Origin of the sequence: Acidovorax sp. LjRoot74 (assembly GCF_964254355.1) — a bacterium.
Taxonomy (GTDB): domain Bacteria; phylum Pseudomonadota; class Gammaproteobacteria; order Burkholderiales; family Burkholderiaceae_C; genus Acidovorax.
In genome coordinates this window covers 674,143-690,031 of sequence record NZ_CAXUTI020000001.1, presented here as the reverse complement: position 1 = coordinate 690,031, position 15,889 = coordinate 674,143, and the positions used below count along the sequence as shown (strand labels likewise).

Below are 15,889 nucleotides of genomic sequence, written 5' to 3'. Positions count from 1 at the left end.
GCTAGATGTGAAGAGTCAACAGGTTGTTTCCCGTTGGATTGAGTCTGGCCATGGGTGCCAAGCCGCCAATGCCACTGTACGGTCGGTGCCAGTTGTAGTGATGCTGCCAGCTTGCCAAGGCCACAGCTCGCTCAGCTGAGTTCTGGTAGCTCCAGCCATAGGCCCACTCGCGCAGTGCAGATGGGATAAATCTCTCTGCCTTTCCATTGGTCTGGGGTCGATAAGCCCGGTTGAACTTGTGCCAAATGCCCAGGGCTGTGGAGGCCGCAGCGAACTCTCGTGAGCGAAACGCAGAGCCGTTGTCCGTCAGCAACCGCTTGATGGTGACGCCCAGCCCCGCGTGGTAGGCCACCGCATTGCGCAGGAACTGCACCGCCTCACGCTTCTTCTCATCGGGATGCATGGTCGTGAAGGCAATGCGGGCATGGTCATCGATGGCAACGAACAGCGTCTCCCAACCCGCTCCAGCCACCGAATCCTTGCGATTGCCGGTCACCCGGTGGCTGGGTCTGACGATGACACCCAGCTTCTTGGTGTCGATGTGCAGGAGATCGCCAGGAGCCTTGTGTTCGTAGCGCACCACAGGCTCGGCGGGCACCAGATCGCTCAGCCTGGAGAGACCCGCTCTGGCCAGCACGCGGGCTACCGTGGCCTGACAGACTCCCACGCTGTGTGCAATGCGCCGCTTGCGCAAACCCAGGATCGGCAAGGCCTTGGCCGCATCAATGGTTCTTGGTGAGCTGGCGGGTCTGGAGGGTGCATCGGCCAGGGCTGCCTCACCTCCTGCCAGATAGCGGCCAAGCCACTTCCTGGCTGTAGGCGGTGTGACACCGCTGCACAGCAGCGGCTTGCGCAGCGCTGAGGCCCTGCAGTGTCATCTGCTGGACCATCTGCAGGCGACGGGCAAACGTAAGTCGGGCATGCTTATGGGTGTTCATTCGGTTGGGTGTCCTGGGTGGATTGGGTGTTTGGCAACTTCCAGTCTCTCAAACCCAATCCGGATGAACACCGGATACAACCTATTGAATCCTCACAGCTAGGCCGCGCAATGCGGCTTCTGCGTTGTCACGCTCCGGGCCCTCCACGGCCCACCAGGAGCCAAAGCCAAACTGCAATAAATTGAAACAGCCGCCGTGTTTTAGTAGTGCTTCAGCATAATCATTTCGCACATAAACGCACCACATTGGTGCAATTTGCTGACACCACATCCGGGAGGATCTACCCATGAACACCATGCCGCGACGACACCCGCCTGCCCGAGTGTGGCAGCCTCTCCTCCTGTTAGGCGCTTCCGTCCTTTTCGTTGCGTGCGGCGGCGGTGGAAGCGCTCCGGTTACCCCGGCCCCCCCACCCGCAGCCAAGGCTTCGCTCAGCCTGCTTGCCGGGGCCACCAGTGGCTTTGGCTATCAGGATGGCCTCGCTGCTGACGCGCTGTTTGCCGGCGCGCCGGCGCTGGCGTTGTCCCCCACGGGCGACTTGCTGCTGGCCGACACGGGCAACCATGCCATCCGCAAGCTGACGACCTCTGGCGTGGTCAGCACCGTGGCGGGTGGCAAGAGCCCGCCCCCCTCTCAGTCCGGTCAGGGGCAGTATGCGGACGGTTCAGGCGCTGCCGCCCTCTTCTATTACCCGGCTGCGATCGTGTCGGATGCGGCAGGCAATACCTATGTGGCGGACACCGCCAACCACCTGGTGCGCAAGATCGACAACGCGGGTGCGGTCACCACAGTCGCAGGCAAGCACGGAGTGTGTGGCAACGCAGACGGTGCGCCCAACGAATCAACACTCTGCGGCCCTCGGGAACTGAAGCTGGACAGTGCTGGCAATCTCTATGTCGGCCAGGGCTCCTACACCTATCCGAAGATCCGCAAGATCACACCCGCTGGCGTGACGAGTACGCTGGCTGCGGAACTGCCGATACCCGAGCGCTCCAAGTTCGTCGTGGATGCATCCGGCACCATCTACGTCACGGACGGCAGTTCTATCAAGAAATATGCCCCGACCGGAGAACTGACCCACGTTTCCGGCGCCAAAGACACCCAGGGAACGGCCGATGGCGATGCGACCACAGCCCGGTTCGGCATCCTCCAGGACCTGGCAATCGACGCTGCCAACGAACTCTATGCACTGGATGGCCTCCGTTCCGCCACCATTCGCCACATCGCCAGGAACGGGACAGTATCCACAGTAGCCAGCGCTACTCCTGATGCGCTGGGCGGCACAAGCCTGGTGATTGATCGCAACGGCAACTTTATTGCCAGCATCTCCAACGGCCAATCCGTGTGGATCCAGAAGTACCAGCGGGACGGCAGCCGGTCCATCCTGGCTGGCAAGCCCACGCAAGCGAATCTTGAGGCGCCCCCGCCCGATGGCCCAGGCATGAATGCACGGTTCAGGGTACCGTTGGCCCTGGCCCTTGCAAAATCGGGCGCCTTGTATGTGAGTGACTACGACAACGTCAGGATGCGCATCGTCAGCCCTGATGGCGTCACAAGCACCCGCGCGCTCCAGTGGCCCGCAGGCACTGCAAGCCCTTCCTGGCGAGCCATGGCCACGGACGAACAGGACAACGTCTACGCGGCTTCGACGGCAAGCATGCCGGGTGCACCCAATCTCATTTACAAAATCAGCCCCACCGGCCAAGGCTCCGTATTGGCAGATGTATCCAACTGGATAGCCCCCTTCACCTCGGGTGGCCAAACCTATAGATACTCAGCAGGCATCAACGGGATTGCCTCCGACGGCGCTGGCAATGTCTATGCCGCAGGCGTCAATGGCGTCATCCTCAAGATCACTCCGGCGGGCTCGGTCACGGTTCTGGCCGGAAGCCCCGGTGCCTTGGGCCATGTGGATGGGCCGGGCAACGTTGCACGCTTCGCCATCCTGGGAAACATGACCCTGGACCAGGCGGGCAACCTGTATGTGGTCGATGGGCTTAACGATGCCTTCACCGGCATTGGTCCCACCATCCGCAAGATCACACCGCAAGGCGTGGTGAGCACCATTGCTGGCCAAGCCGGCCTGCCTGCGAGCCTGGTGGATGGCCCTGCCAGCAGCGCGCGCTTTGCTGTTGCCAGCTACAGCACCTACACGGCGGGCGGGGTCTACGTGGGCCAGGATTTTGGCTCCAGCCATGGAGAGAATGGCGCAACGGCCAGCCTTGCTGTGGATGCCAAGGGCCATCTGTACCTCACCGATCCCGTCAACAGCGTGATCCGCAAGATCTCCGCAGAAGGCCAAGTGACCACCCTCGTGGGCAAGGCTGGACAAAGAGGCTTCGTCGGCGGCGACCTTCCGGGGGTGATCCACACGCCTGTGGGCATCGTAGTGCGCGACTCAAAGCTGTACTTCACTACGCGCAATGCGGTGGCGCAGGTGAGCCTGCCGCAGTAGCAGCGCACAGCCATGGCGGGCGTAGGCTGCGGGTTTTGGAGGACTTCAGACAGCCGCGACCTGCGGTAGGCTGGGCCACAGCCTGCCGCGCGATGCATTGCTGATGCCTGCCACCGAAGCACCGTCCCCCCCGCCTCCATGCCCACCACCGCACCACACGACCTGCTCCCCCCCGAAATCACCGTGCTGGAGCGCGGCTGGCTGTCGGCCAACAACATCCTCTTCATCGGCCACCACGACACGGCCATCGTGGACACCGGCTACTGCAGCCATGCCGAGCAGACCGTGGACTTGGTGCGCGGCGCGTTGGCAGGCCGCGCGCTGGACCGTGTGCTCAACACCCACCTGCACAGCGACCACTGCGGCGGCAACGCGGCGCTGCAGAAGGCCTGGCCCGGTGTGCTCACGGCCATCCCGCCCGGCCAGGCCGACCATGTGCGCCAGTGGGACGCGTATGCGCTCAGCTACACGCCCACGGGGCAGGAATGCCCGCCGTTCCGTGCCGACACCCTGCTGATGCCGGACTCGTGCGTGCTGCTGGGCGACAAACCCTGGCAGGTGCATGCCGCGCCGGGGCACGACCCCCATTCGGTGGTGCTGTTCGAGCCCGAGGGCCGCGTGCTGATTTCGGCCGATGCGCTGTGGGAAAACGGCTTCGGCGTGGTATTCCCCGAACTGGAAGGCGACAGCGCGTTTGCCGAGGTGGCGGCCACGCTGGATGTGATCGAAAAACTGTCACCCCAGGTCGTCATCCCCGGCCACGGCCCTGTGTTTGCGGATGCCCCCCGCGCCATCGACGGCGCCCGCCGCCGCCTGGATGGTTTTGTGCGCAACCCCGGCAAACACGCGCTGTATGCCGCCAAGGTGCTGCTGAAATACAAGCTGCTGGAGTGGCAGCAGATCGCCATGGCTGACCTCACGGCCTGGGCGCAGGCCACGCCCTACTTCGGCATGCTGCACCAGCGCCATTTCGGCGATCAGCCCGAGGGGGTGTGGCTATTGAGTCTGGTGGATGAGCTGGTGCGGTCGGGGGCGGCCGTGCGGCAGGGGGGCGTGCTGCACAACGTGTGAGATGACGGGGAGTTTGCAGGAGCCGCTTGGAGCCAAAAGCAGAAATTGGAAGAGAAGCTTTTGACTCAAACTATGTGCTCTGTCCTGCCTCCAAGCCGACACGGATCGAACGCCAGAAATAGAAGTAGACGCCCATCATGTAGCTTAAAGCTAGCGCCATATGGAGCGCAGCCCAATGGAACAAAGCAGCGCCTAGCAAGGATGTCGTCTCGCAGCCTTTGCAGAATGACAGCTCTTGCGCCAGCAGCAGCGACGTTAAAGCGAGAATTGCTCCCAATGCTACGCCGGCGATCAACCGAATGCGTCCACCTCGGAGCGTCCACTTGTCTGGGTCCCAGGAACCATTGCTCATATTCAACCTAGCGATTGAACGCAGCGCTTGATGAAGCGCCAGCTTTTTCGATCTTATGTGCATCCACACCAAGCAGAGCGGAACCGTTGAAACGAGCACCCACCAGTACAGATAGGCGGCAGAGTGAAAGCTGGTGAAGCTGGCCTGCTGACTAAAAAACTGACGAAGACGTGTTGATCCGCCGAGGGAAAACAAATGCTCCAGCGAATCGGGCCACCATAACCCAAAAGCCAAAGCGATCAACGATAGCGTGACAGGAAGCGATACCAGATAGCCCCAGAACCATGGGGACACTACCGACCGCGCATCGCCCGGAGAAATAATGCGAATCATCGTTGGAGGCCTACAGATTGGTTGGCCGTGGCAGGCATGGTTCGATACCTGCTCCTGGCCGCCAGCAGCCACACTAGCCCGAGGAAGCACTCAGGCAGCCCACTCACTCCCCATGCTTGAACTGCTTGTCGCACCCCATCACATGGTTGTTGCTGCTCGACATACACTGGTAGAACGACTTCTTGTTGCCCGACGACGCCTGGCAATCTGACACGCTGTATTTGCCCCGGGCCTCGCGGATCTTGGGGGCCGTCTTGTCGAAGTCGGCCTGCTTCATATAGCCGTCGCGCACGTTCTTCTGGCCCACCTCCAGCATCTGGTCGGCCTGGTAGTGGATATTGTCCACGGCGGCAGCGCAGTTCAGGGGCACCTGTTTGCCGTCCACCTTTTCCAGCGCCTTCTTCATGCCCTGGCCAAACTCTTCGACATCCTTGGGGATCTTCTTGGTGCCGTCGGGGTTGTACTGCTGGGCGGGCTTGGTGGACGGCGATGCACTCCGGGTGCTGCCGTTGTTGCTTTGCAGCTTGAGGGGTTCGGCGTCCTGCTTGGCGGGCGGGGGTTGTGATCCGTAATGGGTCTTGCCGTCGGCATCCACCCACTTGTACACCGGCTGCGCCTGGGCCGTGCCCAGCGCCCAGCACACCATGGCGGCCAGGGCCACCCCATACAGCTTTTTCATGATTCCCCCTCCAGAAATATGAATCAAATTGGGCCTTTGCGCTCGTCCATCATGCGCAAACAGCTATTTTATTTATAGCAATCTCACATCCACCCACCTCGCACCTGCCGCAGCAGGTGCTGCGGGGTGCGGATGGCGGGCATCAGGGCAGGTCCTTGTTCACCTCGGGCGCCGATGCATCGCGCGGGCCGATGGTGCCCAGGCGGCCTTTGAGCGACTGGGGCTGGCCGGTGAGCATGGCGGCGTAGTTGGTGGTGTTGGCCAGCACTTTCTTCACGTAGTCGCGGGTTTCGGCAAAGGGCACGTTTTCGGCCCAGATGGCGGCGTCCAGCACCGGGCCATTGCGCCAGCTGCGCGGGCGGCCGGGGCCTGCGTTGTAGGCGGCTGCGGCCATGGGCATGGAGCCCGCAAAGTCGTCCAGCGCGAGCTTGAGGTAGGCCGTGCCGATGGTGATGTTGGTGTCGCGGTCGTTGATCTGGTCGGCAGTGAAACCGTTCAGACCGATCTTCTTGGCCGTCCAGCGCGCGGTGGCAGGCATGACCTGCATGAGGCCCGAGGCGCCCACATGCGAGCGCGCATCCATGATGAAGCGGCTTTCCTGGCGGATCAGGCCGTAGACGTAGGCCGGGTCCAGCCCGATGCCGTTGGCGCGCTCGACCACCGCGCTGCGGAAGGGGGTGGGAAAGCGCTGGGTGACGTCCACCACGCTCTTGGTGCGCTCGCTGGTGTTGATGCAGCGGTCCCACACTTCGCGCTGGCAGGCGAAGTCGGCGGCGGCCAGCAGTTCGCGGTCGGGCATACCGCCGCTCTGGTGCAGGTTGGTGGTGTAGTTCCACTCGCGCACGCCTTCGCTGCGCAGGCCGAGCAGGATGGCGTACAGGGCGCGGTTCAGGCCCGGGTTGGCGCGGGCTCCCGCTTTTTCTTCGGCGGTGAGGGGCGCGGGGGCGGGGGGCGTGGTGATGCGCTGGCCCAGTTCTTCCACCGCCAGCATTTCATAAAAGCCACGGGTGCTGGCAATGCCTTCGAGCAGCTGACGCGCTTCGGCGCGCTCGGCATCGGTCACGCGGCCTGCGAGCAGCGAGCGGGCCTTCCAGTACACCCAGGTGCTGTCCTGGCGTGCTTCGGGGCTCATGGCATCTACCGCCTTGCCCACGGCCTTCCACTGCCCGGCACGCAAGGCGGCGCGCACCTTCCAGCCCAGCAGGTCGTCGTTCAGGTCGGTGTCCTTGGTCACGTTGGCAAAGTAGCCCGCCGCGCTGGACGACAGCTTTTGCGCGGACGCCTTGCCAATCACGCCCCAGGCCCAGTTGCGCTCTTCGGCCGAGAGGTGCACGCCCCATTTGTTGTCGAGCTGCTGCGCGGCGCCGTCCGGGTCGCTGCCTGCGAGCTTGACCAGGGCCAGCAGCACCAGCTCTTGCCGGGCGTTGCCGCGTGCGGTGGCGCGCGAGAGCAGGAACTTGGTGGGCGCGTCCAGCACCTCCTTGAGCTGCGGCAACGAGTCGGGCGAGACGATCTCGACCGCGTTGCGCACCACGCGGGGGCGGTTGGCCTCCACGCCCAGACGCGCCTTGCGCCAGATGTCGAGCGCGCTGAGCTTCTTGTAGCTGTACAGCTCGCTGGCCGCATGGGTGCAGCCGTCGTCGGCGTCGCGGATGGCATACCAGTTGCTGCGCACGTCGTCGGCCACGGTGGCGGAGGCCGTGCCTTTGAGGGTGTCGATCAGCAGCGCATAGCAGCGCACCTCGCGGTCGTCCGACATGCGGTAGGCGGGATGCTGCTCGGCAAACTGCGCCCAGTTGCGCCGCTGGCCCAGCAGCAGCAGCCAGTCGTTGCGCATGCGGTCTTCCTGGTAGCTGCCGGCGTAGCGCTGCATGAACGACTGGATTTCGGCCGGCTGGGCTTCGGCCAGGCGCACCCGCAGTTCCCAGTAGGCGGCCCAGGGCTCCAGCGCATGGCCACGGGCCGAGGGCAGCAGTTGCTCCAGCCGCTTGCGGTCGCCCTTGCGGAAGGCCTGCTGCATCTCCAGCAGGGTGTCGTCACCCTTGCTGTTTTGCGCCTGGACAAGGGGGGCCGCCGTGGCAAGCAGGGCACTGGCGACAAGCGGTGTCAGAATTCGAAACAATTGCATGGGGGAATTATGTGATGGACAAAGCAGCCCTTCGGCGCGCATTGATAGAAGAACGCCTCAATTTGCCCGACCGCCTACAGCGGTCCGACCTGTTACAACAGGTGATGCGCATCTGGCTGGTGAACCGGCCCGACACCGTGATTGGCGCGTACTGGCCCATCAAGGGCGAGTTCGACCCCTTGCCCGCGTTGCACCGCTGGAAGGAAGACGGCGAGCTGCTGGACGAGCCCCTGCGCCGCCGCATCGGCCTACCGGTGGTCAACAAGCAGCACAAGACCCTCACCTTCCACGCCTGGTACCCCGGCTGCCCCATGGAAGAAGACGCCTACGGTATCCCCAAGCCCAAGGACACCGAGGTCATCGTGCCCACCCTGCTGTTTGTGCCCTGCGTGGGTTACGCCGCCGGGGGCTACCGCCTGGGCTACGGCGGCGGCTTTTACGACCGCACGCTGGCCACACTGCAGCCCAAGCCTTTCACCGTGGGCCTGGGCTTCACCCACGGTTTCCTCGACGACTTCGAGCCCGAAGACTTCGACCTGCCGCTCGATGCCATCCTGAACGACAACGGCGTGGTCTGGCCCGTTTGAGCTGCCGGCACGGCCGGTGATGCGCACCGCGCATCATTCAGGCAGCGTTTTGGCATCGCTCGCGCGCGCCGCAGCGGCTAGCATGGCAGGCTGACCTTTATTTTTCAGGTGCCCACCATGCCCAAGCTCTACATCGGCAACAAGAACTATTCGTCCTGGTCCATGCGCCCCTGGGTGCTGCTCAAGCAGGCCGGCATCCCGTTCGAGGAAGTGCTGGTGCGCTTCGACAGCTTCGAGACCGACTCGGAGTTCAAGCGCGTCATCGGCCCCGTGAGCCCCACCGGCAAGGTGCCGGTGCTGGTCGATGGCGATCTGGTGGTGTGGGACACCCTGGCCATCGCCGAATACGTGGCCGAGACGTGGCCCGACAAGCAGCTCTGGCCCGCCCCCCCCCAGGCCCGCGCACGCGCCCGCAGCGTCTGCGCCGAGATGCACAGCGGTTTCACGGCCCTGCGCAGCAACTGCCCCATGAACATCGAGGCCGACCTGGCCGACACCGGCGCGCTGATCTGGCGCGACAAGCCCGGCGTGCGCGCCGATGTGCAGCGCCTCGTGGAGATGTGGAGCGCCCTGCTGCAGGAACACGGCGGCCCCATGCTGTTTGGCTCGTTCAGCGTGGCCGACGCCTACTTTGCCCCCGTGTGCATGCGCCTGCACACCTACGCCCTGCCCGTGCCCGCCCCCATCAAGGCCTATGTGGACCGCGTGCGCGCCCTGCCCGGCGTGCAGGCCTGGATCGCAGAGGCCCTGGGCGAGAGGGATTTTCTGGACTTTGAAGAACCCTACCGCCTGCGCCACACGGAAGGCTGAGCACCCCATGGCCGTCACCATCTACCTGCGCTACGTGCTCAACACCCGCAAGCTGAAAGAGTTCGAGCACTACGGCAAGCTGTGGATCCCGCTGGTCGAGAAATTCGGCGGCCAGCACCACGGCTACTTCATGCCCAGCGAAGGGGCCAACAACATCGCGCTGGCGCTGTTCACGTTCGAGAGCCTCGCGGCCTATGAGCGCTACCGCGAGGCCTCGATGCAGGACGCGGAATGCCAGGCGGCCTTCCGCTATGCCGAGGAAACGGACTGCATCGTGAGTTACGAGCGGAGTTTTTTCAGGCCGGTGTTTGGCTGATTGATGAACCCACGCGCAGGCGGCGCCCTCACCGGAACTGCTTGCGCAAAAACGCCTTGTGCCGCGCGATGTGCGCCAGCTGGGCGGGGGCGACGGAGCCGCCCAGGTCTTCGTCCTCGGTGTTGAGCACCTGGTTGGCGTAGGCCATGGCACGGGCCACCACCTCTTCCTCGCTCACGCCCTGCGTGGCTGCCAGGTCCATCGCCACGCGGCGCATGGCGCGCTGGGACAGCATCCACATGGCGCCGAAAGAATCCCATGCGGCCGCCACCTCCTTGAACTTGTCGTGTTCGGCCAGGATGTCGTTGAGCGGCTTGGCCAGGATCTCCTGCAAGCCTTCTACCTGGGCTTTCAGGGCCTCGAACTGCGCCTCGCGCTGCAGGGCCTCGGCGGCGGCATTGGCTGCAGCATCGGGCGCGGTGGGCACGGGCACGCTGCCGTCGGGGTTGAGCTGGGCAATGGTGAGGTCGGACGAGAGTGACATGGTGCGTTGAATATACGGCCGGGGGCCCGCCCTAAACTATGCCGATGCAAATCTACATGGTGGGCGGCGCGGTCCGCGACAAGCTGCTGGGCAGGCCGGTGAATGACCGCGACTGGGTAGTGGTGGGCGCCACGCCCGAGCAGATGCTGGCGCAGGGCTACCTGCCCGTGGGGCGCGACTTCCCCGTCTTTTTGCACCCCGAGACCCGCGAGGAATACGCGCTGGCCCGCACCGAGCGCAAGAGCGGGCGTGGCTACCGGGGCTTTGTGGTGTACAGCGCGCCGGATGTGACGCTGGAAGAAGACCTTTCGCGCCGCGACCTTACTATCAATTCGATAGCTGAAAACATAGATGGTACGAGCGAAGAGGGCATTTTTGACCCCTATTCTGGTGCCCAGGACATTGAAGCGCGCGTGCTGCGCCACGTGACCGATGCCTTCCGCGAAGACCCCGTGCGCATCCTGCGCGTGGCGCGGTTTGCTGCGCGCTTCACCGACTTCAGCGTAGCGCCCGAAACCATGCAGCTCATGCGCGAGATGGTGGAGCGCGGCGAAGTGGACCACCTGGTGCCCGAACGGGTGTGGCAGGAGCTGGCGCGCGGGCTGATGGAAGAAAAGCCCTCGCGCATGTTCGAGGTGCTGCGCGACTGTGGCGCGCTGGCTGTACTGCTGCCCGAGGTGGCGCGCCTGTGGGGCGTGCCCCAGCGCGCTGACTACCACCCTGAGGTGGACACCGGCGTGCACCTGATGATGGTGCTGGACATGGCCGCGCGGCTGCAAGCGCCGCTGACTGTGCGCTTTGCCTGCCTGGCGCACGACCTGGGCAAGGGCACCACGCCCGCCGATGTGCTGCCGCGCCACATCGACCACGAAACCCGCAGCGCCGAGCTGCTGAAAGACGTGGCCGAGCGCCTGCGCGTGCCGGTGGACTGCCGCGAGACGGCCGATGTGGTGGCGCGTGAACATGGGCACATCCACCGCAGCCAGGACCTGTCGGCCGCAGCGCTGGTGCGCCTGCTGGAACGCTGCGACGCGATCCGCAAGCCCGAGCGGTTTGCCGAAATCCTGCTGGCCTGCGAATGCGACGCGCGCGGGCGGCTGGGGTTTGAAGAATCCGCCTACCCGCAGCGCCCCCGCCTGCTGGCCGTGCTGGCCGCCGTACAGGCCGTGGTCACGCGCGAGATTGCGGCGCAGGCCGCCGCCAAGGGCCAGAGCGGTCCGCAGGTGGGTGCACGGATCCACCAGGCACGGGTGGAGGCCGTGGCGCAGTGGCTCAGCGCGCCCACCGCGCACTAAGAGCGGCTCTTACCAGCGCAGCAGGCGCGGCCCCAGTACGGCGCCCAGCGCGGTGGGGATGGCGATGCCCGCCAGGTACCACACCGCCAGGAAGGGTGTGGCCATCTCGGGGCAGTGAAGGGCATAGACCAAGGCGCCCAGCGCCCCGGCCAGCAGGCCCGCGCCCGCACCCGCCCAAGCCAGGCGGGTGGGCGCCGCGCCCTTAAGCGCCCAGAACCCGGCCACAAACGCAGGCACCGACAGCGCCGCGATGTTGAACGGGCAGGTGCGCCAGGTGCTGCCCAGGATGAGCGGCGCACGCTCAGCTGCAGGCACCTGTGCCAACGCCACTGCGGCCAGGGCCCACAGCACCAGCGGTGGCACGGCCAGCCACAGGGCAGCGTGGACCAGCGGCATGCCCGGGCGGGCCATGCGGCGCAGCAGCGCCAGGCCTGCAGCCGCCAGGGCGGCCGCAAACACCAGCTTGCCCCAGAACATGGGCAGCGCCATGGTCACCAGCAGGTCAGGGCGCAGGCCAAACAGCGCCAGCATCAGCACCCCGGCGCCCGCAATGCCGACGGCGCTGGCAACGGCAAACCGTTGCTCGATGGCGGTACGCTGCACGGGCCGGTCGTCCGCAGCCAACAGGTGGATCAATTCATCGGTTTTCATGCTATTTCCTCTGGGGCTTCCGCACCTCGGGGTGCAACACGGCCCGGTCTTGTGTGCCGGGCGGTGCGCCTGAACCCTGTGGCGCGTAAGCCATGTCCCTGATCCTGGCGGCCAGGGCCTTGAGCCCCCGGTGCACGCCCACTTTGACGGCCGACTCCGACAGCCCCGTGAGGCGTGCCGTCTCGACCACCGACAAACCTTCCAGCTTCACATACTCGATCGGCAGGCGCTGCTTGTCAGGCAGGGTCTGCAACAACTGCCCCAGGTCGCGCCGCGCCTCGGCCGCCTCGCTGTCGCTGCTGGCAAACAGCTCGTCCGCATCGTCCAGCGGGTCGTTGCGCGCCTCCTTGGCGGCATGCGAGCGCAGCCAGTCGATGAGCTTGTAGCGCGCAATCGCATGCGCCCAGGCCGTCACCGGCATCTCGGGCCGGTAGGTGTGGCGCTGGTTGTGCACGGCCAGCAGCGTCTCCTGAACCAGATCCTCCACCTCGTCGGGCCGCTGCGCCAGGCGGCGGCGCAAAAACGCGCGCAGGTGAGCGCTCAGCTCTTTCAGAAAGCGCTGGTAGGCGGCAGCGTCCGCGTCCAGCCCCTGCAGCAGCAAGCCGCGCAGCCGTTCTTCTATCTCCATGGTGTCTCCCTGAGGGGAATTCGGGTCCTGAGGCTTGTGGGTTACACCCCGTGCGAAAAAAACAATGGACAACTATTTATAGATGCGGTGTAACCGGCCCACGGGGCTGCGCGAATTACAACGCAGATCGGGCAGTTTGGAGCAGCCACTGTGCAGCCCCGGTCAGTTTCAACCCTTACTTTTCTGGAGAACCTCACCATGACCACTCGTACCCTCAGCATCGGCGCCCTTGCAATTGCCGCCCTGGCTTCTGGTGCATCCATTGCCCAGACCAAGCCCGCCGAAGGAGCCAAGCCTGCCATGGAGAAGTGCTACGGCGTGTCGATGGCCGGCAAGAACGACTGTGCAGCAGGCCCCGGCACCACCTGCGCCGGTTCGTCCAAGATGGACTATCAGGGCAACGCCTGGAAGTTTGTGCCCGCAGGCACATGCACCACGATCAAGACGCCCAAGGGCATGGGCTCGCTGGCCCCCACCAAGGCCTGACCGATGACCACGTGCCCTCTCACCGCCGGCCTGGGCCTCAAGCCCCAGCACTACGACGAGGCGCTGCGATGCACCGCCCCCGGCCTGTGGTGGGAGGTGCACCCCGAGAACTACCTGGCCAACGGCGGCCCGCGCCTGGCCTGGCTCGAAGCCATCCGTGCGCGCCACCCGGTGGCCCTGCATGGCGTGTCGCTGTCGCTCGCAGCCGACGCGCCGCCCGATGCGGCCCACCTGGCGCGGCTAGCTGCCCTCGCAAAGCGTGTGGAGCCCGCCATCATTTCAGAGCACCTGGCCTGGTCCACCTGGCGCGGGCAGTACCTGCCTGACCTGCTGCCGTTTCCGCGCACACAGGCCGCATTGCAGCGCATTGCAGACAACATCGCCCGCACGCAGGATGTGCTGCAACGCCCCATCGCCATCGAGAACCCCACGCATTACCTGCACATCGACGGCCATGACTGGCTGGAGACCGAGTTTCTGGCCGAGCTGGTGCGGCGCACCGGCTGCGCCCTGCTGCTGGACGTGAACAACGTGTACATCAGCGCCAACAACCTGGGCTTTGACGCACAGGCCTACCTCAACGCTTTCCCACTGCACGCCGTGGCCGAAATACACCTGGCGGGCCACCATGCGGACCCGGTGCATGGCGATGCGCTGCTCATCGACAGCCACGATGCGCCTGTGGCGCCCGCCGTGTGGGCGCTGTATGCGCAGGTGATCGCACGCACCGGCCCTGTGCCCACCCTCATCGAGCGAGACGACCAGCTGCCCGTCTTCAGCGAACTGCTGGCCGAGAGGGAACAGGCCCACAACGCGCTCACCGCAGCGCAGCCCGAGGAGGCAGCGTGCAGCTGAGCACCTTCCAGGACGGCTTCTCTGCCGCACTGCTCGGCCAGGCAGCCGATGCGCCGTGGCTGTCTGCACTGGAGTCTCAACCGGGTTTTGCCGTGTACCGCAACACCGTGCTCAAGGGCTGCATCGATGCGCTGCAGGCCAACTACCCCACGGTGTGCCAGCTGGTGGGTGACGACTGGTTCCGCGCCGCTGCGGCAGTGTTTGCCCGCGCCCAGCCGCCGCGTGACGGCCTGCTGGTGAGCTATGGCGCGGGGTTTGCCGACTTTCTGGCCGGGTTTGCCCCGGCCGCCGAGCTGCCCTACCTGAGCGCCGTGGCGCGCCTGGACCGCTGCTGGACCGAATGCCACTTGGCGGCAGATGCCACCGCCGTGGACCGCCACTGGCTGGCCCAGCAAACCCCTGACAGCTTGCCCCGAGCATCACTGCGGCCCCACCCCGCTGCACGCTGGGCTTGGTGCGAAGAACATCCCGCCTACGCCCTGTGGCACAACCACCGTGAAGGCCTGACCCCGGCAGAGCCGCTGGAGTGGACGGGCGATGGCGCCTTGCTCACCCGGCCCCACGCAGAAGTGGTGTGGCACCCCGTGTCGCGGGCAGGCGTGGTTTTTTTGGACGCCTGCGCCGATGGCCACACGCTGGAGGCCGCCGCCACTTCGGCCCTGAATGCAGAACCCACCGCCGACTTTGCCGCCCTGATCAGCACCTTGCTGGACGCAGGCGCCTTGATACCCACCGATTTACCCACCGATTCACGCCCAGGCTGAGGAGCCCTTCATGACCACCAGCACACACTTCCCCACTGCACCCGCCAAAGGCCCCCGCGTGCTCTTGGCGCGCCTGGCCGACACCGCCGCCTGGCTCACCCCGCACAGCCTGCTGGCCCTGGTCAACCGGGTGGCTATCGCGGGCATCTTCTGGATGTCGGCACGCACCAAGGTCGAGGGCTGGTTCACCATCTCCGACAGCGCGTATGCGCTGTTCCGCGACGAATACAAGCTGCCTGTGCTACCGCCCGAGCTGGCGGCGCAGATGGCCACCGTGGCGGAGCACCTGTTTCCGGTGCTGCTGGTGCTGGGCCTGTTTACGCGTTTGTCGGCGCTGGCACTGCTGGGCATGACACTGACGATTCAACTGTTTGTCTACCCGGACGCATGGCCCACCCACCTATCGTGGGCGGGGCTGATGCTGTACCTGGTGGGGCGCGGTGCAGGCAACGTGTCGCTGGACCGCGTGCTGGGAATCCGCTGACCGCTGCGCATCAACCTGCGGTGGTGCGCACCCAGCGCACGATGTCTGCCGCCCCCAGTGCGCCCGAAATGCGCCCCACCTCGCGCCCCTGCTGGAACAGGATCATGGTCGGAATGCTGCGGATGGCATAGCGCGCCGCGATGGCCTGCTGGTCTTCGCTATTGAGCTTGGCCAGGCGCACGCGGGGTTCCAGCTCGCGGGCGGCCTGCGCAAAGGCGGGCGCCATCTGGCGGCAAGGTCCACACCACGGGGCCCAGAAGTCCACCAGCACCGGAATGTGGCTGCGCGCCACATGCTTGTCAAAACTGGTCGCATCCAGCTCCAGCGGCGCCCCCGCAAACAGGGGCCGATGGCATTGGCCGCAATCGGGCGCGCTGCCCAGGTCAGCGCTCTGCACGCGGTTGGTGGTGTGGCAATGGGGACAGACGATGTGCAGGGCTTCGGTCATGGCGCGGCAAGAGTAGAGGCAAAAAGCTTGGTGATCACTTGGCGCCGCAGGCGCGCGGTTTCAAGAGTCCGCGCGGCAATCTGCGGCCACTCCAGTTGCAACCGGTCGCAGACCTTGCGCGCGTT

Annotated in this window: 17 protein-coding genes and 1 pseudogene; 10 read left to right on the top strand and 8 right to left on the bottom strand. The window is 65.3% G+C overall.

Annotation, left to right across the window (positions count from 1 at the left end):
* Nucleotide 1 precedes the first annotated feature (1 nt).
* Nucleotides 2-938, bottom strand: a pseudogene (locus ACSQ3O_RS03235) (IS481 family transposase).
* A gap of 286 nt (nucleotides 939-1,224) precedes the next feature.
* Between ACSQ3O_RS03235 and ACSQ3O_RS03230 the strand changes: the two are divergent.
* Together ACSQ3O_RS03230 and ACSQ3O_RS03225 are read left to right on the top strand one after the other, a co-directional pair.
* Entirely contained in the window at nucleotides 1,225-3,393 is a 2,169-nt protein-coding gene (locus tag ACSQ3O_RS03230; protein WP_436137836.1) for a hypothetical protein, read from the top strand.
* Between the two features lie 138 nt (nucleotides 3,394-3,531).
* Nucleotides 3,532-4,464 (top strand): MBL fold metallo-hydrolase, encoded by a 933-nt coding sequence (locus ACSQ3O_RS03225; protein ID WP_436137835.1) that lies wholly within the window; start codon nucleotides 3,532-3,534, stop codon nucleotides 4,462-4,464.
* Between the two features lie 70 nt (nucleotides 4,465-4,534).
* Here the strand turns inward: ACSQ3O_RS03225 and ACSQ3O_RS03220 are convergent, their stop codons facing one another.
* The 3 genes from ACSQ3O_RS03220 to ACSQ3O_RS03210 all read right to left on the bottom strand — a co-directional run bounded on the left by ACSQ3O_RS03220 (nucleotide 4,535) and on the right by ACSQ3O_RS03210 (nucleotide 7,956).
* Nucleotides 4,535-5,149 carry a hypothetical protein gene (locus tag ACSQ3O_RS03220; RefSeq protein ID WP_436137834.1) on the bottom strand — a complete coding sequence of 205 codons (615 nt, stop codon included), beginning with the start codon at nucleotides 5,147-5,149 and terminating at the stop codon, nucleotides 4,535-4,537.
* 103 nt (nucleotides 5,150-5,252) lie between these two features.
* Nucleotides 5,253-5,828 carry a DUF4124 domain-containing protein gene (locus ACSQ3O_RS03215; RefSeq protein WP_436137833.1) on the bottom strand — a complete coding sequence of 192 codons (576 nt, stop codon included), beginning with the start codon at nucleotides 5,826-5,828 and terminating at the stop codon, nucleotides 5,253-5,255.
* 142 nt (nucleotides 5,829-5,970) lie between these two features.
* Nucleotides 5,971-7,956 carry a transglycosylase SLT domain-containing protein gene (locus tag ACSQ3O_RS03210; RefSeq protein WP_436137832.1) on the bottom strand — a complete coding sequence of 662 codons (1,986 nt, stop codon included), beginning with the start codon at nucleotides 7,954-7,956 and terminating at the stop codon, nucleotides 5,971-5,973.
* A gap of 14 nt (nucleotides 7,957-7,970) precedes the next feature.
* Here ACSQ3O_RS03210 and ACSQ3O_RS03205 point away from each other — a divergent pair, with 14 nt between their 5' ends.
* The 3 genes from ACSQ3O_RS03205 (at nucleotide 7,971) to ACSQ3O_RS03195 (ending at nucleotide 9,669) form a co-directional block, all read left to right on the top strand.
* Nucleotides 7,971-8,543 carry a 5-formyltetrahydrofolate cyclo-ligase gene (locus tag ACSQ3O_RS03205; protein ID WP_137748688.1) on the top strand — a complete coding sequence of 191 codons (573 nt, stop codon included), beginning with the start codon at nucleotides 7,971-7,973 and terminating at the stop codon, nucleotides 8,541-8,543.
* Between the two features lie 117 nt (nucleotides 8,544-8,660).
* On the top strand, nucleotides 8,661-9,353 hold the full coding sequence (locus ACSQ3O_RS03200) for a glutathione S-transferase family protein (protein ID WP_436137831.1): 693 nt from the start codon (nucleotides 8,661-8,663) through the stop codon (nucleotides 9,351-9,353).
* 7 nt (nucleotides 9,354-9,360) lie between these two features.
* Complete coding sequence (locus ACSQ3O_RS03195) at nucleotides 9,361-9,669, top strand: NIPSNAP family protein (protein ID WP_108615408.1); 309 nt, start codon at nucleotides 9,361-9,363, stop codon at nucleotides 9,667-9,669.
* Between the two features lie 28 nt (nucleotides 9,670-9,697).
* On the opposite strand, the gene ACSQ3O_RS03190 is transcribed toward ACSQ3O_RS03195, so the two are convergent.
* Nucleotides 9,698-10,153 carry a hypothetical protein gene (locus tag ACSQ3O_RS03190; protein ID WP_436137830.1) on the bottom strand — a complete coding sequence of 152 codons (456 nt, stop codon included), beginning with the start codon at nucleotides 10,151-10,153 and terminating at the stop codon, nucleotides 9,698-9,700.
* Nucleotides 10,154-10,197: 44 nt separating this feature from the next.
* Between ACSQ3O_RS03190 and ACSQ3O_RS03185 the strand changes: the two genes are divergently transcribed.
* Entirely contained in the window at nucleotides 10,198-11,448 is a 1,251-nt protein-coding gene (locus ACSQ3O_RS03185; protein WP_436141064.1) for a multifunctional CCA addition/repair protein, read from the top strand.
* Nucleotides 11,449-11,457: 9 nt separating this feature from the next.
* Here ACSQ3O_RS03185 and ACSQ3O_RS03180 read toward each other — a convergent pair whose 3' ends face one another.
* A complete protein-coding gene (locus ACSQ3O_RS03180; RefSeq protein ID WP_137748693.1) occupies nucleotides 11,458-12,099 on the bottom strand; it encodes an NrsF family protein in 642 nt (213 codons plus the stop codon).
* 1 nt (nucleotide 12,100) lies between these two features.
* On the bottom strand, nucleotides 12,101-12,727 hold the full coding sequence (locus tag ACSQ3O_RS03175; protein ID WP_298452560.1) for a sigma-70 family RNA polymerase sigma factor: 627 nt from the start codon (nucleotides 12,725-12,727) through the stop codon (nucleotides 12,101-12,103).
* Nucleotides 12,728-12,925: 198 nt separating this feature from the next.
* On the opposite strand from ACSQ3O_RS03175, the gene ACSQ3O_RS03170 reads away from it, so the two are divergent.
* The 4 genes from ACSQ3O_RS03170 to ACSQ3O_RS03155 are packed head-to-tail and all read left to right on the top strand — an operon-like array spanning nucleotide 12,926 to nucleotide 15,316.
* Nucleotides 12,926-13,213, top strand: a complete 288-nt coding sequence (locus ACSQ3O_RS03170) for a BufA1 family periplasmic bufferin-type metallophore (protein ID WP_436137829.1) — start codon at nucleotides 12,926-12,928, stop codon at nucleotides 13,211-13,213.
* 3 nt (nucleotides 13,214-13,216) lie between these two features.
* Nucleotides 13,217-14,068, top strand: a complete 852-nt coding sequence (bufB, locus tag ACSQ3O_RS03165) for an MNIO family bufferin maturase (protein ID WP_436137828.1) — start codon at nucleotides 13,217-13,219, stop codon at nucleotides 14,066-14,068.
* Nucleotides 14,059-14,832 (top strand): HvfC/BufC family peptide modification chaperone, encoded by a 774-nt coding sequence (locus ACSQ3O_RS03160; protein WP_436137827.1) that lies wholly within the window; start codon nucleotides 14,059-14,061, stop codon nucleotides 14,830-14,832. Before bufB ends, ACSQ3O_RS03160 begins: the two co-directional genes overlap by 10 nt.
* 10 nt (nucleotides 14,833-14,842) lie before the next feature.
* Nucleotides 14,843-15,316, top strand: a complete 474-nt coding sequence (locus tag ACSQ3O_RS03155; protein WP_298452572.1) for a DoxX family protein — start codon at nucleotides 14,843-14,845, stop codon at nucleotides 15,314-15,316.
* A 10-nt stretch (nucleotides 15,317-15,326) separates the two neighbouring features.
* On the opposite strand, the gene trxC is transcribed toward ACSQ3O_RS03155, so the two are convergent.
* A complete protein-coding gene (trxC, locus tag ACSQ3O_RS03150; protein WP_436137826.1) occupies nucleotides 15,327-15,764 on the bottom strand; it encodes a thioredoxin TrxC in 438 nt (145 codons plus the stop codon).
* Between the last annotated feature and the right edge of the window lie 125 nt (nucleotides 15,765-15,889).

Excerpts from the sequence above, each read along its gene's own strand:
- ACSQ3O_RS03225 (WP_436137835.1), top strand. The coding sequence starts at position 3,532 with ATGCCCACCACCGCACCACACGACCTGCTCCCCCCCGAAATCACCGTG.
- ACSQ3O_RS03180 (WP_137748693.1), bottom strand. The coding sequence starts at position 12,099 with ATGAAAACCGATGAATTGATCCACCTGTTGGCTGCGGACGACCGGCCC.
- ACSQ3O_RS03185 (WP_436141064.1), top strand. The coding sequence starts at position 10,198 with ATGCAAATCTACATGGTGGGCGGCGCGGTCCGCGACAAGCTGCTGGGC.
- ACSQ3O_RS03195 (WP_108615408.1), top strand. The coding sequence starts at position 9,361 with ATGGCCGTCACCATCTACCTGCGCTACGTGCTCAACACCCGCAAGCTG.
- ACSQ3O_RS03170 (WP_436137829.1), top strand. The coding sequence starts at position 12,926 with ATGACCACTCGTACCCTCAGCATCGGCGCCCTTGCAATTGCCGCCCTG.
- trxC (WP_436137826.1), bottom strand. The coding sequence starts at position 15,764 with ATGACCGAAGCCCTGCACATCGTCTGTCCCCATTGCCACACCACCAAC.
- ACSQ3O_RS03210 (WP_436137832.1), bottom strand. The coding sequence starts at position 7,956 with ATGCAATTGTTTCGAATTCTGACACCGCTTGTCGCCAGTGCCCTGCTT.
- bufB (WP_436137828.1), top strand. The coding sequence starts at position 13,217 with ATGACCACGTGCCCTCTCACCGCCGGCCTGGGCCTCAAGCCCCAGCAC.
- ACSQ3O_RS03230 (WP_436137836.1), top strand. The coding sequence starts at position 1,225 with ATGAACACCATGCCGCGACGACACCCGCCTGCCCGAGTGTGGCAGCCT.
- ACSQ3O_RS03175 (WP_298452560.1), bottom strand. The coding sequence starts at position 12,727 with ATGGAGATAGAAGAACGGCTGCGCGGCTTGCTGCTGCAGGGGCTGGAC.
- ACSQ3O_RS03205 (WP_137748688.1), top strand. The coding sequence starts at position 7,971 with ATGGACAAAGCAGCCCTTCGGCGCGCATTGATAGAAGAACGCCTCAAT.
- ACSQ3O_RS03215 (WP_436137833.1), bottom strand. The coding sequence starts at position 5,828 with ATGAAAAAGCTGTATGGGGTGGCCCTGGCCGCCATGGTGTGCTGGGCG.
- ACSQ3O_RS03200 (WP_436137831.1), top strand. The coding sequence starts at position 8,661 with ATGCCCAAGCTCTACATCGGCAACAAGAACTATTCGTCCTGGTCCATG.
- ACSQ3O_RS03220 (WP_436137834.1), bottom strand. The coding sequence starts at position 5,149 with ATGATTCGCATTATTTCTCCGGGCGATGCGCGGTCGGTAGTGTCCCCA.
- ACSQ3O_RS03155 (WP_298452572.1), top strand. The coding sequence starts at position 14,843 with ATGACCACCAGCACACACTTCCCCACTGCACCCGCCAAAGGCCCCCGC.
- ACSQ3O_RS03190 (WP_436137830.1), bottom strand. The coding sequence starts at position 10,153 with ATGTCACTCTCGTCCGACCTCACCATTGCCCAGCTCAACCCCGACGGC.